The sequence below is a fragment of the Aeromonas sp. JL9 genome, from assembly GCF_024436075.1.
Lineage (GTDB): Bacteria > Pseudomonadota > Gammaproteobacteria > Enterobacterales > Aeromonadaceae > Aeromonas > Aeromonas veronii.
On record NZ_JANFNV010000049.1, the window covers coordinates 1 to 17,418 of the forward strand.

General features: G+C 45.8%; 15 protein-coding genes. All 15 read right to left on the reverse strand.

What is annotated here, in order from left to right; genetic code table 11:
- Window positions 1-15: 15 nt before the first annotated feature.
- A complete protein-coding gene (locus NOM06_RS20165; protein WP_255912942.1) occupies window positions 16-465 on the reverse strand; it encodes an Arm DNA-binding domain-containing protein in 450 nt (149 codons plus the stop codon).
- A gap of 88 nt (window positions 466-553) precedes the next feature.
- Window positions 554-1,681 (reverse strand): hypothetical protein, encoded by a 1,128-nt coding sequence (locus NOM06_RS20170; RefSeq protein WP_255912943.1) that lies wholly within the window; start codon window positions 1,679-1,681, stop codon window positions 554-556.
- Window positions 1,682-2,347: 666 nt separating this feature from the next.
- Window positions 2,348-3,220 carry an ROK family protein gene (locus NOM06_RS20175; RefSeq protein ID WP_255912944.1) on the reverse strand — a complete coding sequence of 291 codons (873 nt, stop codon included), beginning with the start codon at window positions 3,218-3,220 and terminating at the stop codon, window positions 2,348-2,350.
- A 75-nt stretch (window positions 3,221-3,295) separates the two neighbouring features.
- Window positions 3,296-4,642 (reverse strand): 6-phospho-beta-glucosidase, encoded by a 1,347-nt coding sequence (locus tag NOM06_RS20180; protein ID WP_224968535.1) that lies wholly within the window; start codon window positions 4,640-4,642, stop codon window positions 3,296-3,298.
- Between the two features lie 279 nt (window positions 4,643-4,921).
- Complete coding sequence (locus NOM06_RS20185) at window positions 4,922-6,232, reverse strand: carbohydrate porin (protein ID WP_245147403.1); 1,311 nt, start codon at window positions 6,230-6,232, stop codon at window positions 4,922-4,924.
- Window positions 6,233-6,468: 236 nt separating this feature from the next.
- Window positions 6,469-7,812 (reverse strand): PTS sugar transporter subunit IIC, encoded by a 1,344-nt coding sequence (locus NOM06_RS20190; RefSeq protein WP_255912945.1) that lies wholly within the window; start codon window positions 7,810-7,812, stop codon window positions 6,469-6,471.
- Window positions 7,812-9,221, reverse strand: a complete 1,410-nt coding sequence (locus tag NOM06_RS20195) for a glycoside hydrolase family 1 protein (protein WP_255912946.1) — start codon at window positions 9,219-9,221, stop codon at window positions 7,812-7,814. The genes NOM06_RS20190 and NOM06_RS20195 overlap by 1 nt, the downstream gene beginning before the upstream one ends.
- Window positions 9,222-9,235: 14 nt before the next feature.
- Complete coding sequence (chbA, locus tag NOM06_RS20200; RefSeq protein WP_163147468.1) at window positions 9,236-9,604, reverse strand: PTS N,N'-diacetylchitobiose transporter subunit IIA; 369 nt, start codon at window positions 9,602-9,604, stop codon at window positions 9,236-9,238.
- Window positions 9,605-9,789: 185 nt separating this feature from the next.
- A complete protein-coding gene (locus NOM06_RS20205) occupies window positions 9,790-10,110 on the reverse strand; it encodes a PTS sugar transporter subunit IIB (RefSeq protein ID WP_069529424.1) in 321 nt (106 codons plus the stop codon).
- A 327-nt stretch (window positions 10,111-10,437) separates the two neighbouring features.
- Window positions 10,438-11,451 (reverse strand): LacI family DNA-binding transcriptional regulator, encoded by a 1,014-nt coding sequence (locus NOM06_RS20210; RefSeq protein ID WP_255912947.1) that lies wholly within the window; start codon window positions 11,449-11,451, stop codon window positions 10,438-10,440.
- Between the two features lie 536 nt (window positions 11,452-11,987).
- The gene (locus NOM06_RS20215) at window positions 11,988-13,430 is read right to left on the reverse strand and encodes a hypothetical protein (protein WP_255912948.1); all 1,443 of its coding nucleotides are present in this window, start codon (window positions 13,428-13,430) and stop codon (window positions 11,988-11,990) included.
- A 160-nt stretch (window positions 13,431-13,590) separates the two neighbouring features.
- Window positions 13,591-14,280 carry a hypothetical protein gene (locus NOM06_RS20220; RefSeq protein WP_255912949.1) on the reverse strand — a complete coding sequence of 230 codons (690 nt, stop codon included), beginning with the start codon at window positions 14,278-14,280 and terminating at the stop codon, window positions 13,591-13,593.
- Between the two features lie 12 nt (window positions 14,281-14,292).
- Window positions 14,293-14,961, reverse strand: coding sequence for a TM2 domain-containing protein (locus tag NOM06_RS20225; RefSeq protein ID WP_255912950.1), 669 nt, complete (start codon window positions 14,959-14,961; stop codon window positions 14,293-14,295).
- A gap of 126 nt (window positions 14,962-15,087) precedes the next feature.
- Window positions 15,088-15,981, reverse strand: coding sequence for a YafY family protein (locus NOM06_RS20230; RefSeq protein WP_255912951.1), 894 nt, complete (start codon window positions 15,979-15,981; stop codon window positions 15,088-15,090).
- A gap of 345 nt (window positions 15,982-16,326) precedes the next feature.
- On the reverse strand, window positions 16,327-17,328 hold the full coding sequence (locus NOM06_RS20235) for a hypothetical protein (protein ID WP_255912952.1): 1,002 nt from the start codon (window positions 17,326-17,328) through the stop codon (window positions 16,327-16,329).
- Window positions 17,329-17,418 lie beyond the last annotated feature (90 nt).

The following is a 17,418-nucleotide window of genomic DNA, read 5'->3' on the forward strand; positions in this document are numbered from 1 at the left end:
GATGACGTGAGCGCGTTAAGGATCAGGGTGTTCACGTTGGCCGGAATGGCTGTTCAACTTCGCCGGAATACGCACAAACTCCGGCAGGATGTGTTTTCTGACCTTGGACAGCTCTGACTGCGTATTGCGCTTATGCAGCTGCAGATCGTCGAGGTAGGCGGTTTCAAAGATCTCTTGGAGGGTTTTGTTTTGTCCCAAGGGATACGTATTGCGGGCAAGTTTATGGAGCCTCGCATGTACCTCATCCCTGGCCTCTTGTATGGAGATCTGCGGATAGGGGCCAATTGTCTCGAAGACCCGTTTGTAACGATGGGTTGTGTCGAAGACGAAAGACGTAGATAGAGCGTACCGGTACACGTATAGCTGCCTTACGTCAGCATCACGATATACCTGCTGCTTGCCATCCGCTGGCGGTGGTAAGGTCTCAAGTGCTCGTTTTGTTAGCTTCAGATTAGTAATGGACATAGATCCTCCTTCAGAAAAAGGAGGATGCTAGGCCATCGGGGATGGTTACATCATTGACATCACATGCATTCAGTAAATGCCATTTTTGTTAAGTAGCATTCTCATTATTTGTCGGCTCAGACAGGAGTGGTCCATCTTTTCCGATAATCTTATTAAGATAACGCCGCATCACTCTATTTTCATGCCGGGTTTTAAGGTTGTCGAGTTTCGGCCTAGAAGAGAGGTCGATTGGTGTGGCACCTTCATAAACAAAAACATCATCACAAATGCTTATCAAAACAAGCAATAGGTTGTTTATAGTGTATGTAAAGGGCTTCCCTGGCGTACTGTATAGTGCGGAGACGTGATCCCAATTTCTTTCCAAATAATATATGACTAACTTGATGTATAGGTTTCTTGTGATAGTTCGAACGGCACTGTTGGTTATTTTTGTTCCTTGGAATCGCTCGTTCCTCATGTTTAAAATTGCATATGTATCAGGGGATTTAATCTGCGACCTGGGGTCTCCAAGATCCCCAATGTAGGCGATTTCTGACAGAACCTGGAAAGCAGCGATGCTAAAAACCGTTCCTATAAACCCGGCTTTATCAATTGCGTAGGCAGTGGAAGTGTTTACATCTATCTTAGCTAGCACACGAATCGCATGCTCAATAAACAGTCCTCGAGCAAAGTGCGCTTTTATTTTCATTCTCTTTGTTTTATCACTTTTAATTTTAATATATGAGGGAATGTCTACTCTATCTAAGAATGATATCAGCAGGGTGGAAAGGTTTGTTGCGTATTCGGTGAGTTCATTATGCTCAGGATAATAATAGGCATCCGTTGTTGATTTATAAACTTGGTCGCACTTTTCAAACTCATCTAATAGTGCAACGTACAAGCGTTTAGTTTCTCCAGTTAAACTTTCTCTTACGTCAGTTTTTCCAAAAAGGCTTAAGCAAAAAGAAATTAAATTTTCGAGAGTTTTTGCCTGCACATTAGTCTTTTTAACACTTTCGGCATGAAGGTAGTGCAGGTATCTACTAAGTAGCTCTAAGTTGTAGTATTGTTCTAGCCGAGAAGTTTTACTCGCAGAGTAAATATATATGGACTGCTTCTTTAACGTAACTTTATCGCCAGTGACGTCAAAAACGAGATCAGGTGAATAATCAGGGTGATTTTCAAGAACATAGGCGATATCTGGGTCGTTATCATCAATTAGATATTTGTGCTGCATAAAAAATCCTAAGGTGAGAATAACAGCTTCTAATAGTATTTTTCCTGATTATCCATGATCCTCAAATCGCTGCAAGTGCTGGTATAGCATTGAAGGGTAAGCAGCTACGGTGGGTTGCCATGACGTTGCTTCCTAAATCATCCCTCAGGTCATCACGTCCCCAGCTCCTGCATTGGACCTGTACACTATGTATCCCCAATGGCGCTGTTACACCTATTACTTCTTCGTCGATCAATCATATGGTTACGTGCAGGCTGTAATGCGCATGTCACGCGTGTTGCGCAGGAGGATGGATTTTCATATGGGCGATTGAAGCTGGATCAGGAGATGCGGCTCGGCCATTAGTCAGGATCGTTCCGTTTTAGCTAAGCTGTGCAAAAAAGAGGCCATTGCCGCCCGGCCCTGACCTCTGTGTTTTCCGCTCTATGGTGCCGGATTACTGACAGGCTCCCCAGTTTATGCCGTCCGTGCCACATTCCAGGCTATGAGTACCATACGCATAAGTTGTTTGCTTCTGGTAGAGGTCGCTGTTGTTTCAACAAATAATGCCACTACAATTGTGAAGATTTATCTTTACGTATGCCAAAAAAATCAATCTAATGAAATTTTCAGCTACTAAATAATTGGCATTAAAAAAATAGTCAATTCAAAATTTGGTTGTAATAACTAATCTTTGAGTAGCATATTATAAACTGCACCAATTAGATTGGCATCATTTCTATGCTGGCATGCAACAACCTCAAACTCCATGTTACCACCACGACTCAATAATATTTTTAATTGATTATTAATGCCCTCAATCACTTTAGGTTGGCTGCTAATTCCACCACCGATCAAGATGAGATCCGGATCAATTGCATGCTTGATGTTATAAATGCCCAATGCATTGATAAAACAAAATTCATCAAGTAAAGAAGTCATCAATGGATTCCCATTTGCTACCAAGGCAAAAAAAGCCTCGCCATCAATAGTATCAACTCCCAGCGCCCATGCCGCTTTGCGCAATAAGATTCGTGTTGAGCCAAGATCACTCCAGTTGGTCCGACTAAATGGATCCATAATCCAGTAGCCAAACTCACCACCATGCTGAGTCGCGCCACTCACTAAATGATCATTGACCACCACGCCACCACCCACGCCGGTGCCAATCACAACACAGGCATATGATTTAACGTCCTTCGCTGCACCAATCCAACCTTCCGATAGCACGGCACAGTTAGCATCATTGGCCATTCCAACGGGCAAACCTAAGACCTCTGAGAACTTAGCCTTAATATTAAATCCATGGATATATCTCAGTGCTGTAACACCACCAATAAAACCAGAAACTTCATTAACTGCTCCAGGAATACTTAGCGCGATAGCAACCGGTGAATATTTATGCTGATAGGTCGACAAGACCATCTTCATTGCATCTAGTAACCCATTGAAATTATCAGGGGTCGAGAATGAACCCTTTTCATAAATAACTCCAGTGTCATCTATTACACCATATTTAACGGCGGTGCCGCCGATATCAAAAGAGATATAATTAGACATGATCGTCCCCTATAAAAATAACAACTGGTTGCCATTCTCGTAGCAACCAGTTAATGCTAAGTGAGATTGGCAGTCTTATTCCAGTTCAGAAATAGTCTCTGCAAATTGTGGCAAATGTTTTTTGTGTGCCAATAGCAACTCGGTTGCCACCTTTCTTGCATCATCATCAGAATGTACCAGCGGATTGATATTCATAGCAACCAGCAAATCATTGAGGCTACCACTCACTGCTGCATTGGCTGCAGCAATTTCAAATGCTTTAATGCCATGGATTAAACCTAGTACTTTTTCGTCAAACTGACTAAAACGCGGATCAGGTTTAGCACCATCACGACCGACCCGGCAGGTCATCTCGACTGTCCAGTCAGCTGGGATGTTTTTGATCTGACCATGATGGGGGACAATCACATAGTGTTCGCTGTGACTGTCATTATAAATGGCGCTGATCACTTCACAGGCAGCATCTGAATAATATGCCCCACCACGCATTTCAAGTTCTTTTGGCTTATAATTTAGATTAGGGTCTTGATACAGCTTGAACAAGTCTTTTTCTACCCGTTGCACTACCTGTGCCCTGGTTTCACCTTTGTAATACTCGCCCATCTCAATACTTAGCATTTCTTTTTCTTTAAAGTAATAACGATGATAGGGACAAGGTAATAACCGTAATCCGCGCAAAAAATCAGCCTCAAAGGGAATGCTAAATATGTTTTTTACTGAAGCGGATTCCTTTTGTGCGCCATCTATTACATATTCAAATAGCTCATTAAAACGGGATTCGCCATTAACAAAAGCATCTTTTATAAAAACGAAGTGATTCAACCCGAACAGCTCAAGAGATAATTCATCAGCATCTGTTAACTGTAGCGATTTTTGCACAAACATTTTCATGCCAATGGGGACATTGCATACCCCAATGAATTTTTGGAAATTGGTATGACGGGCGACAGCTTCAGTGACCATCCCAGCTGGATTAGTGAAGTTAATAATCCATGCGTCTGGGCAAATTTCTTCAACATCCTTGATTATATCAAAAATGATCGGAATGGTTCGTAGCCCCTTAAATAAACCACCCGCGCCGTTTGTTTCCTGACCAAGCAAACCATGGCTTAATGGAATACGCTCATCTTTTTCTCGAGCTTTGAGCAGACCGACTCGTAATTGAGTGGTGACAAAATCTGCACCAGTCAAGGCCTCACGGCGATTGAGAGTCTTATGAAGGGTAATCGGCAAGCCTGACTTGGCAATCATTCGTTGGCACAGATCAAATATTATATTCTGTTTTTTTTCACCATCAGGAATATCGACCAACCAGAGCTCACCAATAGGGAGTTCTGCATACCTTTTAATGAATCCCTCAACCAGCTCAGGAGTATAGCTACTGCCACCACCAATGGTGACTACTTTGAGTTTTTTATTCATAAAAATACCGTTAATCCTTCACGCTGCTCTTGCAGCATATTTTAAATAAAGATGCCGCTTACATTTTTCCATCTAATTGAGAACGAATATGCTTTTGATTAGTTTATCATGAAGTTTTTGATGGAACCTAAACATGATTTATTGTAACGGCAGTATGGCATCAATGGCATGTCACTATTTACGCCACCTCGACTACTATATGTGGGTGCAAAGGGTAAGCATACCTGTAATGCGAAAAGCATGACGGCCTTATGGCCGTCATGAAACACGAGCATCTCTTTACCACCATGCTTCAAACATGGCGCCGAAGGTCACTGTGTCATCATCAGATGTTGTCAACACACCTTTGTCATCACGACCGGTATATTCATTATCTGCATTCCCGACGGTGGCGTAGAAGCGTAACATCGGGCGAGACCAGGTTTCCCCACCGATAGCGATATTTTGTGATAGAGTAGTTTTCCAAGAGGTGTTAGTCGCATCGATATCATCATAATCAACGATGCTATAACCACCCTCTAACCAGGTAGAATGTACATCGTTCCACTGGTAAGTCGGGCGCAGGATAAAGCTGTAGTTTTTGCGGCTCTCGTCACTCTTGTCTAAATCAAGTTTTTGATAAGAGGTCAAGTATTGAATTTTTGCCCGCTCAGTCAAGGGGATGGCACCATCTAGGCTGAACAGCAAGGCATCTTGATTGTCAGCCAAATCGAACACACTGTTTAGCGCATTGTGTGAATAACGAATAACAAACTTTTGGCCCGCCCATACCGCTTCACTTGCTAACTGATAAGCAGAGTTTGCTAGATCTTTTTTGTCATCTTCAGTCAATTTTTCGGATGTAGTGCCGTAGTTTGCATAAAGGCTAAGATCCACGTCACCCAACTTGATACCATGTAGTTTACTGGTCAGCGCGTAACGACCGTTGTCTTCTACCATGTCATCATTAACTTGTCCGACACCGGCAAAATCAAATTTGATCCCACCTAAGGTCAAATTTTTGAAACCGGCACCTTGGCTATCATGAGTCATCCAGAAATAGTCATTCAGATCGGTCTGAGGTCTCTGATGAAAATCTCGGCCAGCCCACAGATACAGGTCTGGTTGCGACTCAAAAACATTAGCCACACCGGCGTACATTTTCTTGACGTTGACACCACCGTCGTCGGCCCAAGAACCTTCAGACCAATGATCCAGCATCAAGACTAAATCCCAGATGGCACCACTGTCGTTTTTAAAGGCTTTGGCAAGCTGAAACTCACCACCATTACCTTCATTGCCCAAGCGACCCGTAGCATTACCACTCAAGCTACCAAAGCTGCTCACCCGCTCTTTATCAGAGTTTTGATAATGTGCGCCATAACGGGCATAACCAGAAAATACAAGTCCATCCGGCACTTTTGTCTCACTGGTCAATGTTGCTGGCTGCTGGTCATCTTTATATTTAGTTTCGGTGTTGACCTTGGTTTCCAACTCCTGAAGGCGAAGTTTCAGCGCTTCAATATCATCGTTGCTATTCGCAAAAACAGACGCGGAGCTCATTACCGCAGCCACAGCTGCGGCGGTATATAGTAAGCTAAATTTTTTCATTATAACTCCATGTTAATTTACTTAGTATTTCTGAGAATAAAAAACAACAGGTAAAGTATTGCCATTCAATCCATGAAATGAGCTGAATAGAACGGTATGAAAATATCAATATCTGTACTGGTTGGGATGTTTGTTAATTCAATATCTGTTTCTGTTTATAGCAGGGTATTTTTCAACATCAACATCAACATCAACATCAACATCAACATCAACATCAACACCCTGCCATCATATCGTCACAGTTGCAGTGACAAAGCATCATCTTCTTCAAACGTCTCTTTTGACACATCTTCATTTTTGCAGGCGATATTGTCCTGCGCTTTCATAAATGGGTAGTACACAAAGATAGTCATCAAGAATACTGATACTTGCAGCAACGCGGCCTTCCAACCACCCACAATGAAGCCACTGATGATCATCGGAGTGGTCCAAGGAACGGTAATCGCAGTGAACGGCTCGACCAGGCCTGCAGAGATGGAAAAATAAACCATCAGTACAGAAATAATCGGTGCGCACAAGAATGGGATCAACATCAGTGGGTTAAATACGATGGGGAAAGCAAAGATCACCGGCTCGTTAATATTGAACAACCCTGGCATGATCGCTATTTTACCCAAATCTTTATATTGCGTGGACTTTGCAAACATCAACATACATACAACCAAACCAAGGGTCAGGCCTGCACCACCAAACGTTACATATTGATCGATGAACTGGTTAGTAACAATCTTGGCATTTTCCCCGGCAATCAACAGCTCTCCTTTGATGAGCAATTCTTGGTTTTGCAGCGCGTTCGCCGTCACGATCGGCCCCATGATCCCCATTACAATTGCGGAGCCATGCACACCACACCACCACAGTAAAGAAATCAGCAGGGCAACAACGATGACACCCCCCAGAGAGTCAGACAAACCTTGCAATGGTATCTGCAGCAGATCGTACAACACCACGACCACTGTCTTGTCGAACGCGAACTTAAAGAAAATCCAGGTGAAGCAGGCTGTCAGGATGATCAAGGCCCCCGGGATCAGGGCGGTAAACGCATTAGCAACCCCCTGCGGCACGCCATCCGGCATCTTGATGGTCAGGTTCTTCTTCATGCACCAGCTATAAATCCAACCTACAGTGATGCCGACAAAGATGGCCACGATCATTCCCTTACCGCCCATATAGGCTTTAGGAATCACCCCACCCAAGGTGGCACCATCCGCAGCCAGAATGAAGTTATCGTTGAGGATCAGCATGGTTACGATTGCAAAAATGCCTGCACTAACCCCCTGATAGCCTTCATTTTGAACCCAGCTATAAGCGATACCAAACACACCGATGAGTGCCAGAATGTCAAAGGTGGCACCTACTACTTGCCACAATGGCCCCTGCCAATTGTCACCAAAGATACTGGCCATCAATTCGCCATACCCAGGGACAGGAATAAATGCCAGCAGCAGGAATACCGAACCAATAATGGTCAACGGCATGGTGTAAAGAAAGCCATCCTTGATTGCCTTGACCGGCTTGGAGTTAACAAACCCCATGACATAGGGCATCACGGCTTGTATTTTTTGGTTAAAATTACTCATTAGAGATCTTCCCCACGATTTTTAATCACCGAACTGAACCAGTGGAAAGACATTTTTTTCTTTCGCTGATAGTTATTTTTGTGATCGACATAAATAAAGCCATACTGTTTTTTATAGCCATTGAGCCAGCTCAACAGGTCAATAACAGACCAAGCAAAGTATCCTTTGACGTTCACACCATCACTGATTGCTTGTTTCAGCGCAGTTAAATGCTCGCTGATATATTTGATGCGTGGGACATCACAAATTTCATCTTCCACAATCGGATCTTCATCACCAAGACCATTCTCAGTAATATAAATCTTGACTTGACCATAACGATCTTTGAGCATGTTCAAACCAGCTACAAAGCCCTCTGGCGAAATCTCCCAATCCCATTTGGTATAACGTTTGTCATCCATCTTCACGGTGCGGAAGAAACCATCGAAACTTGGATTTCCCGGTGCACCAGTTGAGTTTTCACGTGTAGCTTCACGCTGCTCTAGAGAACCTTTGATCAATTCAACCCGACTCGGTTGATAATAATTGAGCCCCATAAAGTCATTCAAACTAGCAGCCAACTTGATAGTTTCTAACTCTTCTGCTGTCTGCTCTGGATGGAAGCCGCTGACTTTCAGTGCATCCATGACATAAGCAGGATACTCACCCTTCAAAATCGGGTCGAAGTAGAGATGGGTCGCATACGCATTAGCATGATATGCCGCTTTTTGGCTATCTTCACTATCATCAACGCCAAACGCTGGACTAAATACGTTACTGATACCAATTTCACCATATAGATTCATGGATTTATATAGCAGTACCACCTTGGCATGAGCATAAAAAACATTGTGAACAGCCTGGAAGTACTTCTTCGGATCATTCTTGATTCCTGGTGGGTGAGCGCCAGCCATATAACCTAGAGAACAAAATACAATCGTCTCATTGATGGTGATGAAGTGTTTTACACGATCACCAAAGGCTTCGAAGCACACTCTTGCATAGTTAACGAATGCATCGACGGTACGCTGGCTCAACCATCCACCCTCTTTTTCTAGGGGCAGTGGCAGATCCCAGTGATAAAGTGTGATAAAGGGCACAATGCCATATTTCAGACATTCGTCGATTAAGTTGTTGTAAAACTCAATCCCTTTTGGATTAATCTCGCCATCACCATTTGGGAAAATACGAGCCCATGAAATGGAGAAGCGATAGGACTCCAGACCCATCTCAGCCATCAAGGCAACATCTTCTTTATAGCGATGATAGTGATCAACCGCGATATCACCATTGGTGCCTTCGAAGGTTTTCCCCGGGATCTTGGTAAATTCATCCCAGTTAGTCATGCCTTTGCCATCTTCATTCCAGGCACCTTCTACTTGGTAAGACGCGCTGGCTGCGCCCATAAGAAAGTCATGTGCAAACTTCATTGATAATGCTCCGCTTAATTGGAAATTTTCTTGTGAAGATCGATCAACTCTTTGACCAACTCACGGGCTAACATGGATGTCATCAGGTGATCTTGGGCATGGACCATGATCAGTGTCATCGGGGTCTTACCCTCTCCCATATCAGCTTCAATCAACTGTGTCTGTACCAAATGGGCGGCATTCGCTGCGTGACGAGCCTCTTCCATTTTGGCATCGGCCTGAGCAAAATCCCCTTGCTTGGCAAATGCCAAGGCTTTGTAAGAACAGCTACGAGCTTCACCAGAATTGATAATGATGCCCATTACCTGCTCTTCAAGATCCACTTGCTGAACCTCTGAACCGTCTTCTTTTATATCGTCTAGGTTTAGATCGTCGAAATTCATAGATGCCCCTGATCATTTAAATATAAATAAATTTGTTAACCAATAGCCAAGTCAGTTTATGAAAGTTAACCTTGTCACCTTAATAAAAACGGTGGCGCGCACCAATGAACGCCGCCTAATTATATTTGGCAGGTTCATTGATAAAATAATTTGGTATGGCTTTGTTGAAGCCTAAGCACTATAGGTTAGGCTGGCTTGGCTGCTTTTTTAATTTCAGCTATAGCAACTTTCAATACGCTTAGACCATCTACTCTGCCATACATACCAGTGTCAATCACCGCTACTGGCTTATGAGGGAAACGCGCTGAGATATCTTGACACATATAACCGACCTGAGGGCCCAGTAGAATAACGTCAGCTTCGATACCTTTTTCATTGGATTGAGATTCAGGAAAAGCTTCAATATCAACCGGCACAGAATGTTTGGCGGCTTGCTCACGCATTTTATTGACTAGTAAAGATGTAGACATGCCAGCGGCACAAAACAGATAGATTTTTTTATTCATTACATAGTCCTCAACATACTTAAGTTAGAATGTGGTGTTTAATCACCTTAATGATGACTATAAAGAGAAAATGGAACCGGTTACAGAAACCGGTTCCATTTTTGTGCTGCAACTCACAAGAAATAACAGTTCACTGCATTCTTAGAACGTGTCAGAAGCTAGGCAAAAGTTCGCCTGAGGGCCTAGTATTATTGGCTTTAGCGCCGAAAGACTCCGGTCTACTGCGGCCATAGATAAGCGAGGGATTGAGCGGGCTCATGTGAGGCCATTTAGACGTTAGAGGTACACATAAAGACCCAATAGGGTCTTTATGTGTTATGATTCGAATCACGATGAAGTGATGCAAGTCATCCCGGATGACCTGATCTTTAATTCCCCCCGAAACACTTTAGACTCGAAAGGTACTTCTTGCCCATCCATCAACTTGAGTGCTATCGCCATGGCATGATGAACCATCTCAGTGAGCGGGAACCGGTAAGTGGTCAACGGTGGCGATAGATAGGCCGAGATCTCTTCATCGTCGATACTGGCGATGGACATGTCGTTAGGTAGCAATAGCCCTGCCTCGCGAAATGCCTGCATCGCCCCGAATGCAATCGAGTCACTCGCGGCAAAGAGGGCACTACATCCACCCCCTTTTGTGAGATATTGCTTTGCCGCACGATAGCCCTCCGCGATGTTAAAGCTGCTGCATTGGTACCAGTGTTCTTGATACTCAATACCCCATTCCAATAACATCTTCCGATATGTGTCCATACGAGCAATGCCTGTTGGCGTGATCGCTGGTGGACCAAAATAGGCAATCCTGGTGTGGCCTAGGGAGAGCAGGTGACTCACTGCTTGTTTGGTGGCGTGTTCATTATCAAAGTAAATCGAATAACCACAATGGGAAGGTAGTGAGCGTCCGATAAATATGATTGGCAGCCCAATTTCTTGCTGAATGGACAACATATCAATTTCAGTCATATGCCGGGTATACACAATCAACACGCTGCAGCGACGATCTACTAGTGAATAAATAGCCTGCTTTTCTCGTTCTGGTTCATTATGGCCATCGGTCACAATCAACTGCTTGTTTGTTTGGTCTGCAACCAAGGCTGCATTCTTTAATAAATGCCCAAAGTGAGCACCGTCAAAATCCGATACAACCAAACCAATACTATTGCCACTCTTATTTGCTAACGCCTGTGCTACCAAATTAGGACGAAAGTTGAGTTGTTGCATGGCAGCATGAATCACTTTTCGGGTTGACTCTTTAACCGGACCTGTTTCATTAATGGCGCGTGATACGGTTGCCTTGGAAAATCCAGTAATTCTGCAAATATCATTAATTGTTGCCATCAGTTGTTGCTTTCCTGTCAAGACGATTGATAATGCATTCCGTTTTTCATGAGCATATCAAATTTTATTATAATAATAAAATTTAGTTGACATTGTTCAATTTGAACAAAAACTGTGGGAATGGCCTGCGGTTTCCTCAGTTGGCTGGGATTCAAGTGGAGTCAAAATGAATCTGAGACAAAGGGAATAAACTCCCGAGCCATTGTCCTTACTTAGCTGGACTGCAGCCAAAGGAACATAACATCCAGTCTGTCAATGGGATATGTCTAGAGTACAGGGGTGATTCAGTGTATCCCCAATGGCGCTGTTACTCCTATTACTTCTTCGTCAATAAATCAGATGGTTACGTACAATCGGCAATGCGCATTTCACGCGTGTTGCGCAGGATGATGGCTTTTCATGTGGGCGATTGAAGCTGGATCAGGAGATGCGGCTCGGCCATTAGTCAGGATCGTTCCGTTTTAGCTAAGCTGTGCGAAAAAGAGGCCAGTGCCGACTGGCCCTGACCTCTGCGTTTTCTGCTCTATGGTGCCGGATTACTGACAGGTTCCCCAGTTTACGCCGTCCGTGCCACATTCCAGGCTATGAGTACCGTCCGCATAGGTTGTCTGCTTCTGATAGAGGCCGCTGCTGTTGTAGCTAGTTTTGATGGTATTGCCATTCTCACTGGCTGTCATGCTCTTGACCCAGCTAGCCGCATCAGGATCTTGGGATGGTTCGTCATACTGATAGGGGAGGGCTTCGAGAGCAGCAGTGAGCTCACCGATGTTCAGGGTAGATAGCTGTGCTTCCAGACCTACCCAGTCGTTCAGAAAGCTGAATGTGCCCGCCTGCCGGTTATATATGAATTGGGTCGAGTAGCTCAGATCGTTGTTGCTGTAGTTGATGAAGGCGTAGCGGTGGGTGATCGCTGCTGCCACATCGTCAGGTGCACAGTCGTTGAAGCTCTTTGCCGATGTTTTAGCCAGATTCACCAGTGTGTACGTCTTGGCGTTTGATCGGGTCGAGAGGGTTTCCTTGATGTCACAGCTATAGGGAGTGTTGTCCCCATGGCGCGACTCAAAGTCGTAGCGGGTTGTGTAGGTGTAGTTATTGCCTGTCACTTGGCGTTCTTCACCGTAGATGATGGTCTTGATAATTTGCGCGAAATCATCGCTCACCTTCACCAGCTCGGTGCTGCTCTGGGCTGCCCCTTGCAACTGGGTTTCACGATACCAAGCGTCCGGATAGGCATTGTTGTGATCGCGACTATCCCCCTTGTGGTAATCGACATAGACAAAGGTGGCGTCCGGGTTTTCCCGTTTCAAGGCCTCTGTCTCGGTGAAGGACTGCTGCAAGCCGCGCACGATCTCCTGGGCCAGCGTGGCTGTCTCGCTATCACCGCTGGCGATGAAGTCCGCATACAGCTTCTGCTCAGAGATGTTGTAGTGACTGACAACACGGCTGACGGCCTGTTTCATCGAGGCGATCAACTGCTCCTGCTTTTGCCGGTTCGCCATGACGGTCTGGCAAGTCGTCTGTGATTGGGCTGCCAGCTCACTTTCTACACTGCTCCAGAGCACCGTGGTCAGCGGCGTCACATGGTAGACATCATCCTTGGTGATGGGGGCAAAGGTGGGAGGAAGGACCATCTGATAGGCTTCTGTTACCGGGCCAAGATCCTGGTCCACGGCATCTACCGGCACATCGACCACCAAGGGGGCGTATTGAGCGCAGGTTTGCAGGTCTACCGGCAGCTCTAACCGATAATCACCGGCATCATTGGTGGTTGTCTTGGGTTCACCATCATCCCACTGACGGTTGAAATTGAGATCGAGATAGACGGTAGCGCCTTGAATGTAACCATCAATCGCCTTTCCTGACATCGCCAAGGAGGCACTCGGTGGGGTTGGACTATCCGTGTTTCCACCGTCGCTACCACCACCGCCACAGCCTGACAAAGTAGCCATCAACATCATGGCCAAGGGGGTTTTCTTCATTGTTAGTTTCCCGTTTATTATTGGTATGCGATAACGCCCAGAGCATGGTCCGTTATCATCGTGATAATTTTATCTCGGTGTACGGCTATAAAATGTTGATTAGCCTCTGATTTATGAGTTTCTATTCACCGTGCTTGTCGTTGTTTTTGGCTTCAGTGCATCAAGGTGCAGACAGTTCTGTCTCGCACACGATGACTTCGCACTCTGATGGATCGGGGAAGTCTCCGCCTTCGTCGGTGACATATATCTTGTCGGCATGGACGCGGTAGTTACCCGCCGGGGTCAGCAGTGGGTTTTCATACGTGCCCTGATAATCGACAGAGACAGTGGTCGCACCATGGGATCTCAATGTGACGCGTCCATTGGGGGCGATAGTGATGGATTGTTGAATCCCATTTTCACCTCCGAAGTTGAAGTACCGGGTTCCCGTGAACGGCAGCGCCACGGCTTGCTGCTGTGGATCCCCGGTATGGTCAGCGCCTCTGGCGCTCTGGCACATTTTCTCTAGCAGCAGATCCAGCATCCCCTCTGGCTGTGGTCGTCCGTTAATCTCCAGCGCCTCCACAGAAAAACCATCATCTTGCATCCAGACTTGCACCATGGCCCGTGCAGGCTGACTGGCATAGGTGATGGTGCCGCTGACATTCACCAATTTCCGACCATCCGCCGCTTTCCCGCCGGTCCACTCGGGGTCTTCGAAAAAGCTGTTGACCATCTTCTCGACGGAGATGTTCGGGCACATCTCCAGCTCGCTTTCCTTGAGGGTTGCCACATCCAGCAGGCTGAGCAAGCCAGCCTGAGCCCCTGTCGAGCAGAGCATCAGTAAACCGACTGCAGTTTTTATGTTCATACAAGGCGCTCCTTACCACACCCATGAAAACGCGGATATGGGGCGGTAGTTATAGCGACGGTCAAACTCCTCCTGTGTCAGGCACAAAACACGGATGAACTCGATCACGGACAAGACCAGGGGGAGGCCGGTGGTGCAGAGTGCTAGGTAGATAAGCCCCCAGCCCCAGTTCCCGGTGTAGAACTTATGCAGACCAATGCCGCCGCCCAAGAATGCGAACACAGCGGTGAGCCCCTTGCGCTTGCCACGGTGCGCAACGGCGTTTGCGCCGTTTAGCGGTGCCTGCGGAGGAGTGGTCGCGGTAGAGGGGGGCAGGGAGGATGTTGCCACCTCTTTAATCGGCCATGCTGCGATATCGATAGGATTCAGCAGCTCATCCGTTATGGCTCGGGCTTTCTTCTTGGCGGCGCCGAAGGTATCGATGGCATCGACAAACGAGCCATTGAGGGTGAGCTGGATGGTCTCATTGCCTTGAGAGGCGAAATTCACGGTGATACGCATACCGAATGGGTTAAAGCCATATTTCCATGCGGCTTCGAGCCTGCCTTGGGTGCGCTCGATGGTTTTTAACGTGCCGCCCTGGGCTTGCAAATGGGCGGCGACATGATCGAAGAGTGGCTCATAGGGACTGGTGGAGCAAAGAGTGTTGTCGGACACTTTTTGCAGGCTGATGGTGTTCATGCATGACTCCTTGGATATCGACTGCGGGATGGTTGACGACAATGTGAAACAGCGGCGACAGGTGGTGTCGCGGTATGTCAGGCGCTGTCGCCAGATGTATAAACTGGGATCTTTGTCACAAATGGGTCAGGGCGGAGCCTGACTCATCAGGGTCAATAGATGGCGTAAATCACGGACGATCTGCTCATGGATAAAACCGGGCGAGATCACGGTCAGTCCCGGCATCCAGGATTTGATGATGGGCAGAATTTGATTGGCATCGAGCACACGACTGCTCAATAACAGCGCACCGTCATCCAGGGTTTTGACAATCTCCTGCTCGGGCAACAACGGACGATGCTGAAAGTTGATGGCGATGGAGGCACTGGCCTTGAGGAGCACCTCGATCATGCCGGAGCGCCAGAGTGTCGGATAGGTATCGATTTGTCGCGCAATGAGCGCATCGCGGGTAAAGGTCTGTTGCGATAGCTCAACCAGTGCGATGTGGCTCAGCGGATAGGCTTGCAAGCGTCCCTCGCTAACGCCGACCAAGTGCCAGGTGCCCTTGTAATTGACGAGCTGATAGGGGCTAAACAGCTGCTTGCGCTGGTCTTTGGTGATGAGCCAGCATTGCAGATGCTGGGTCAGCGCCTGCTCTAATACCGGTAACTGGTGAATGAGTGAGTCGGCGGATTGCCCATCGAACCCCTTGATGGAGAAGAGGCTGGGGTTGCTTCTTTCCAGCAACTGTCCCAGACGATGTTCACTGGCGCGGGGGAACAGGTCGGTGATGCCCAACTGCTCGGCCAGCTTTCGCAGCTTTCCATCGCTCTTGTGATTGAGGAACCCAGGATCCAGCCAGTATTGCTGGCTGCGGTGTTCTATCGGTAGATAACTGAGGCGTTGATTGAAATCCCGCTGCAGGGTGCGCACGGTGACGTTGTACTCGGTGGCCAGATCACTCAGGTGCAGCTTCTCACCGCTGTAGAGGCGGGTGAGGAGCATACCGAGGCGCTGAGCAATCTTGTCGTGTTCGTGCATACCATCAAGCAAGGGGAATAACCGTGTCGCGGATTATCCAAACAGGCCGCGACACGGCGTGACGAATTGGCTGGCAGGCAGTTTTTCGCAAAACCCATCATCGGCGATGGGTTTTTGTCATCAGGGGAAGGGTTTTGTTATCGACCGGCGAGAAGCGGTTGAGCTAGCTCAGAAGGGTTGAGCTGTGATTGATAGCAAAAAAAGTTGTCGAAAAATACTTATCAGGGAGGCTAATCAGAGATATCGGTATCTCACTTGGTAGTGGGATACCGATACATAACTATTCCTGAAATAAGATATGGCTGCTGTCTAAGAAAATACGGTTCGTTACGCTGCGCGTTAGAGTTAGAAATTCCCAAGTCTTACCTTATTAATAATATCTTCGTTGGATTTGCTATATGTTGTCTCATGATCATGGATGGTTGAGCTAAAATAAGTGCCACCGGCAAAGTTTATTGACCACCCGTTATAAAAATCTTTCTCACCCTTTATGTCTAGAGTTCCTACTCTAGCGTGATTTGCAATATGAACCATTCCCCTCCATTCAAGCTGGTCATTTTCCATCTCATGGCCGTAATTTTTGACGAGCATTAATTCCTTAGAGAAGGATAAGTTTGAAAAGATTAAACTATATTTTAATTTAATCTCCTTGTTCTTTAGAAAAAACAAGGAATCATTATAGCTTATCGTTTGCCAAAGTCCTCGGCTGGTTTTATGAGTAAAGCCATTTTCTTGGTTGAAATATTTCACTTCAACACCAAAATAAGAATTTTGAAAACCCTCATTAATTAAATGCTCTTTAGGGAATAAAATATAATCGATTCTTACATTAACGTTCTCAGACAAATGAACGCCACAAACTTCAGGGTAAATGTAAAAGTCTCTAGTTAATTTTTCATTGAACCAAGATTTTAATTCTGGTTCACTTGTAAACCGATGTGTTGTTTCACGTAACTTATTATATTTTTCTTTCTTTATAAGAACCGTTTGATTAATCAAAGCTCGAATTGCATTTTCCACTCCAAACTCTTCTTTAATGTCATCTATAAAGCTGGCTAGTTTTTCATTAATCTCTTTAAGTTTATTTTGTTCAGCTGAAATAGTTGATTGGTAATTGGGGAATCCATGAATAGCATTGATAATTCTTCGTTCTTCTTCCCATAGAGAAGAGATTTCCTCATAAGCCAATCTATTTTCGATTGATCGTTTTTCTTCTATACGAGGGTCAAAAACTCTTGGTTGCTTACCATTAAGCAACTTCAATGCTTCAATCTTTTTTAATGAACCTCCACGCTGTTCACCACATTGATTACATTGATAAACAAAGTGTACAGATCTAGTTATCACCTGACACCGGCCTCATGCGTATTCCGGCGAAGTTGAACAGCCATTCCGGCCAACGTGAACACCCTGATCCTTAACGCGCTCACGTCATCC

Bases quoted from the DNA above. Each gene is read 5' to 3' on its own strand.
- NOM06_RS20165 (WP_255912942.1), bottom strand. From the start codon at position 465: ATGTCCATTACTAATCTGAAGCTAACAAAACGAGCACTTGAGACCTTA.
- NOM06_RS20170 (WP_255912943.1), bottom strand. From the start codon at position 1,681: ATGCAGCACAAATATCTAATTGATGATAACGACCCAGATATCGCCTAT.
- NOM06_RS20175 (WP_255912944.1), bottom strand. From the start codon at position 3,220: ATGTCTAATTATATCTCTTTTGATATCGGCGGCACCGCCGTTAAATAT.
- NOM06_RS20180 (WP_224968535.1), bottom strand. From the start codon at position 4,642: ATGAATAAAAAACTCAAAGTAGTCACCATTGGTGGTGGCAGTAGCTAT.
- NOM06_RS20185 (WP_245147403.1), bottom strand. From the start codon at position 6,232: ATGAAAAAATTTAGCTTACTATATACCGCCGCAGCTGTGGCTGCGGTA.
- NOM06_RS20190 (WP_255912945.1), bottom strand. From the start codon at position 7,812: ATGAGTAATTTTAACCAAAAAATACAAGCCGTGATGCCCTATGTCATG.
- NOM06_RS20195 (WP_255912946.1), bottom strand. From the start codon at position 9,221: ATGAAGTTTGCACATGACTTTCTTATGGGCGCAGCCAGCGCGTCTTAC.
- chbA (WP_163147468.1), bottom strand. From the start codon at position 9,604: ATGAATTTCGACGATCTAAACCTAGACGATATAAAAGAAGACGGTTCA.
- NOM06_RS20205 (WP_069529424.1), bottom strand. From the start codon at position 10,110: ATGAATAAAAAAATCTATCTGTTTTGTGCCGCTGGCATGTCTACATCT.
- NOM06_RS20210 (WP_255912947.1), bottom strand. From the start codon at position 11,451: ATGGCAACAATTAATGATATTTGCAGAATTACTGGATTTTCCAAGGCA.
- NOM06_RS20215 (WP_255912948.1), bottom strand. From the start codon at position 13,430: ATGAAGAAAACCCCCTTGGCCATGATGTTGATGGCTACTTTGTCAGGC.
- NOM06_RS20220 (WP_255912949.1), bottom strand. From the start codon at position 14,280: ATGAACATAAAAACTGCAGTCGGTTTACTGATGCTCTGCTCGACAGGG.
- NOM06_RS20225 (WP_255912950.1), bottom strand. From the start codon at position 14,961: ATGAACACCATCAGCCTGCAAAAAGTGTCCGACAACACTCTTTGCTCC.
- NOM06_RS20230 (WP_255912951.1), bottom strand. From the start codon at position 15,981: ATGCACGAACACGACAAGATTGCTCAGCGCCTCGGTATGCTCCTCACC.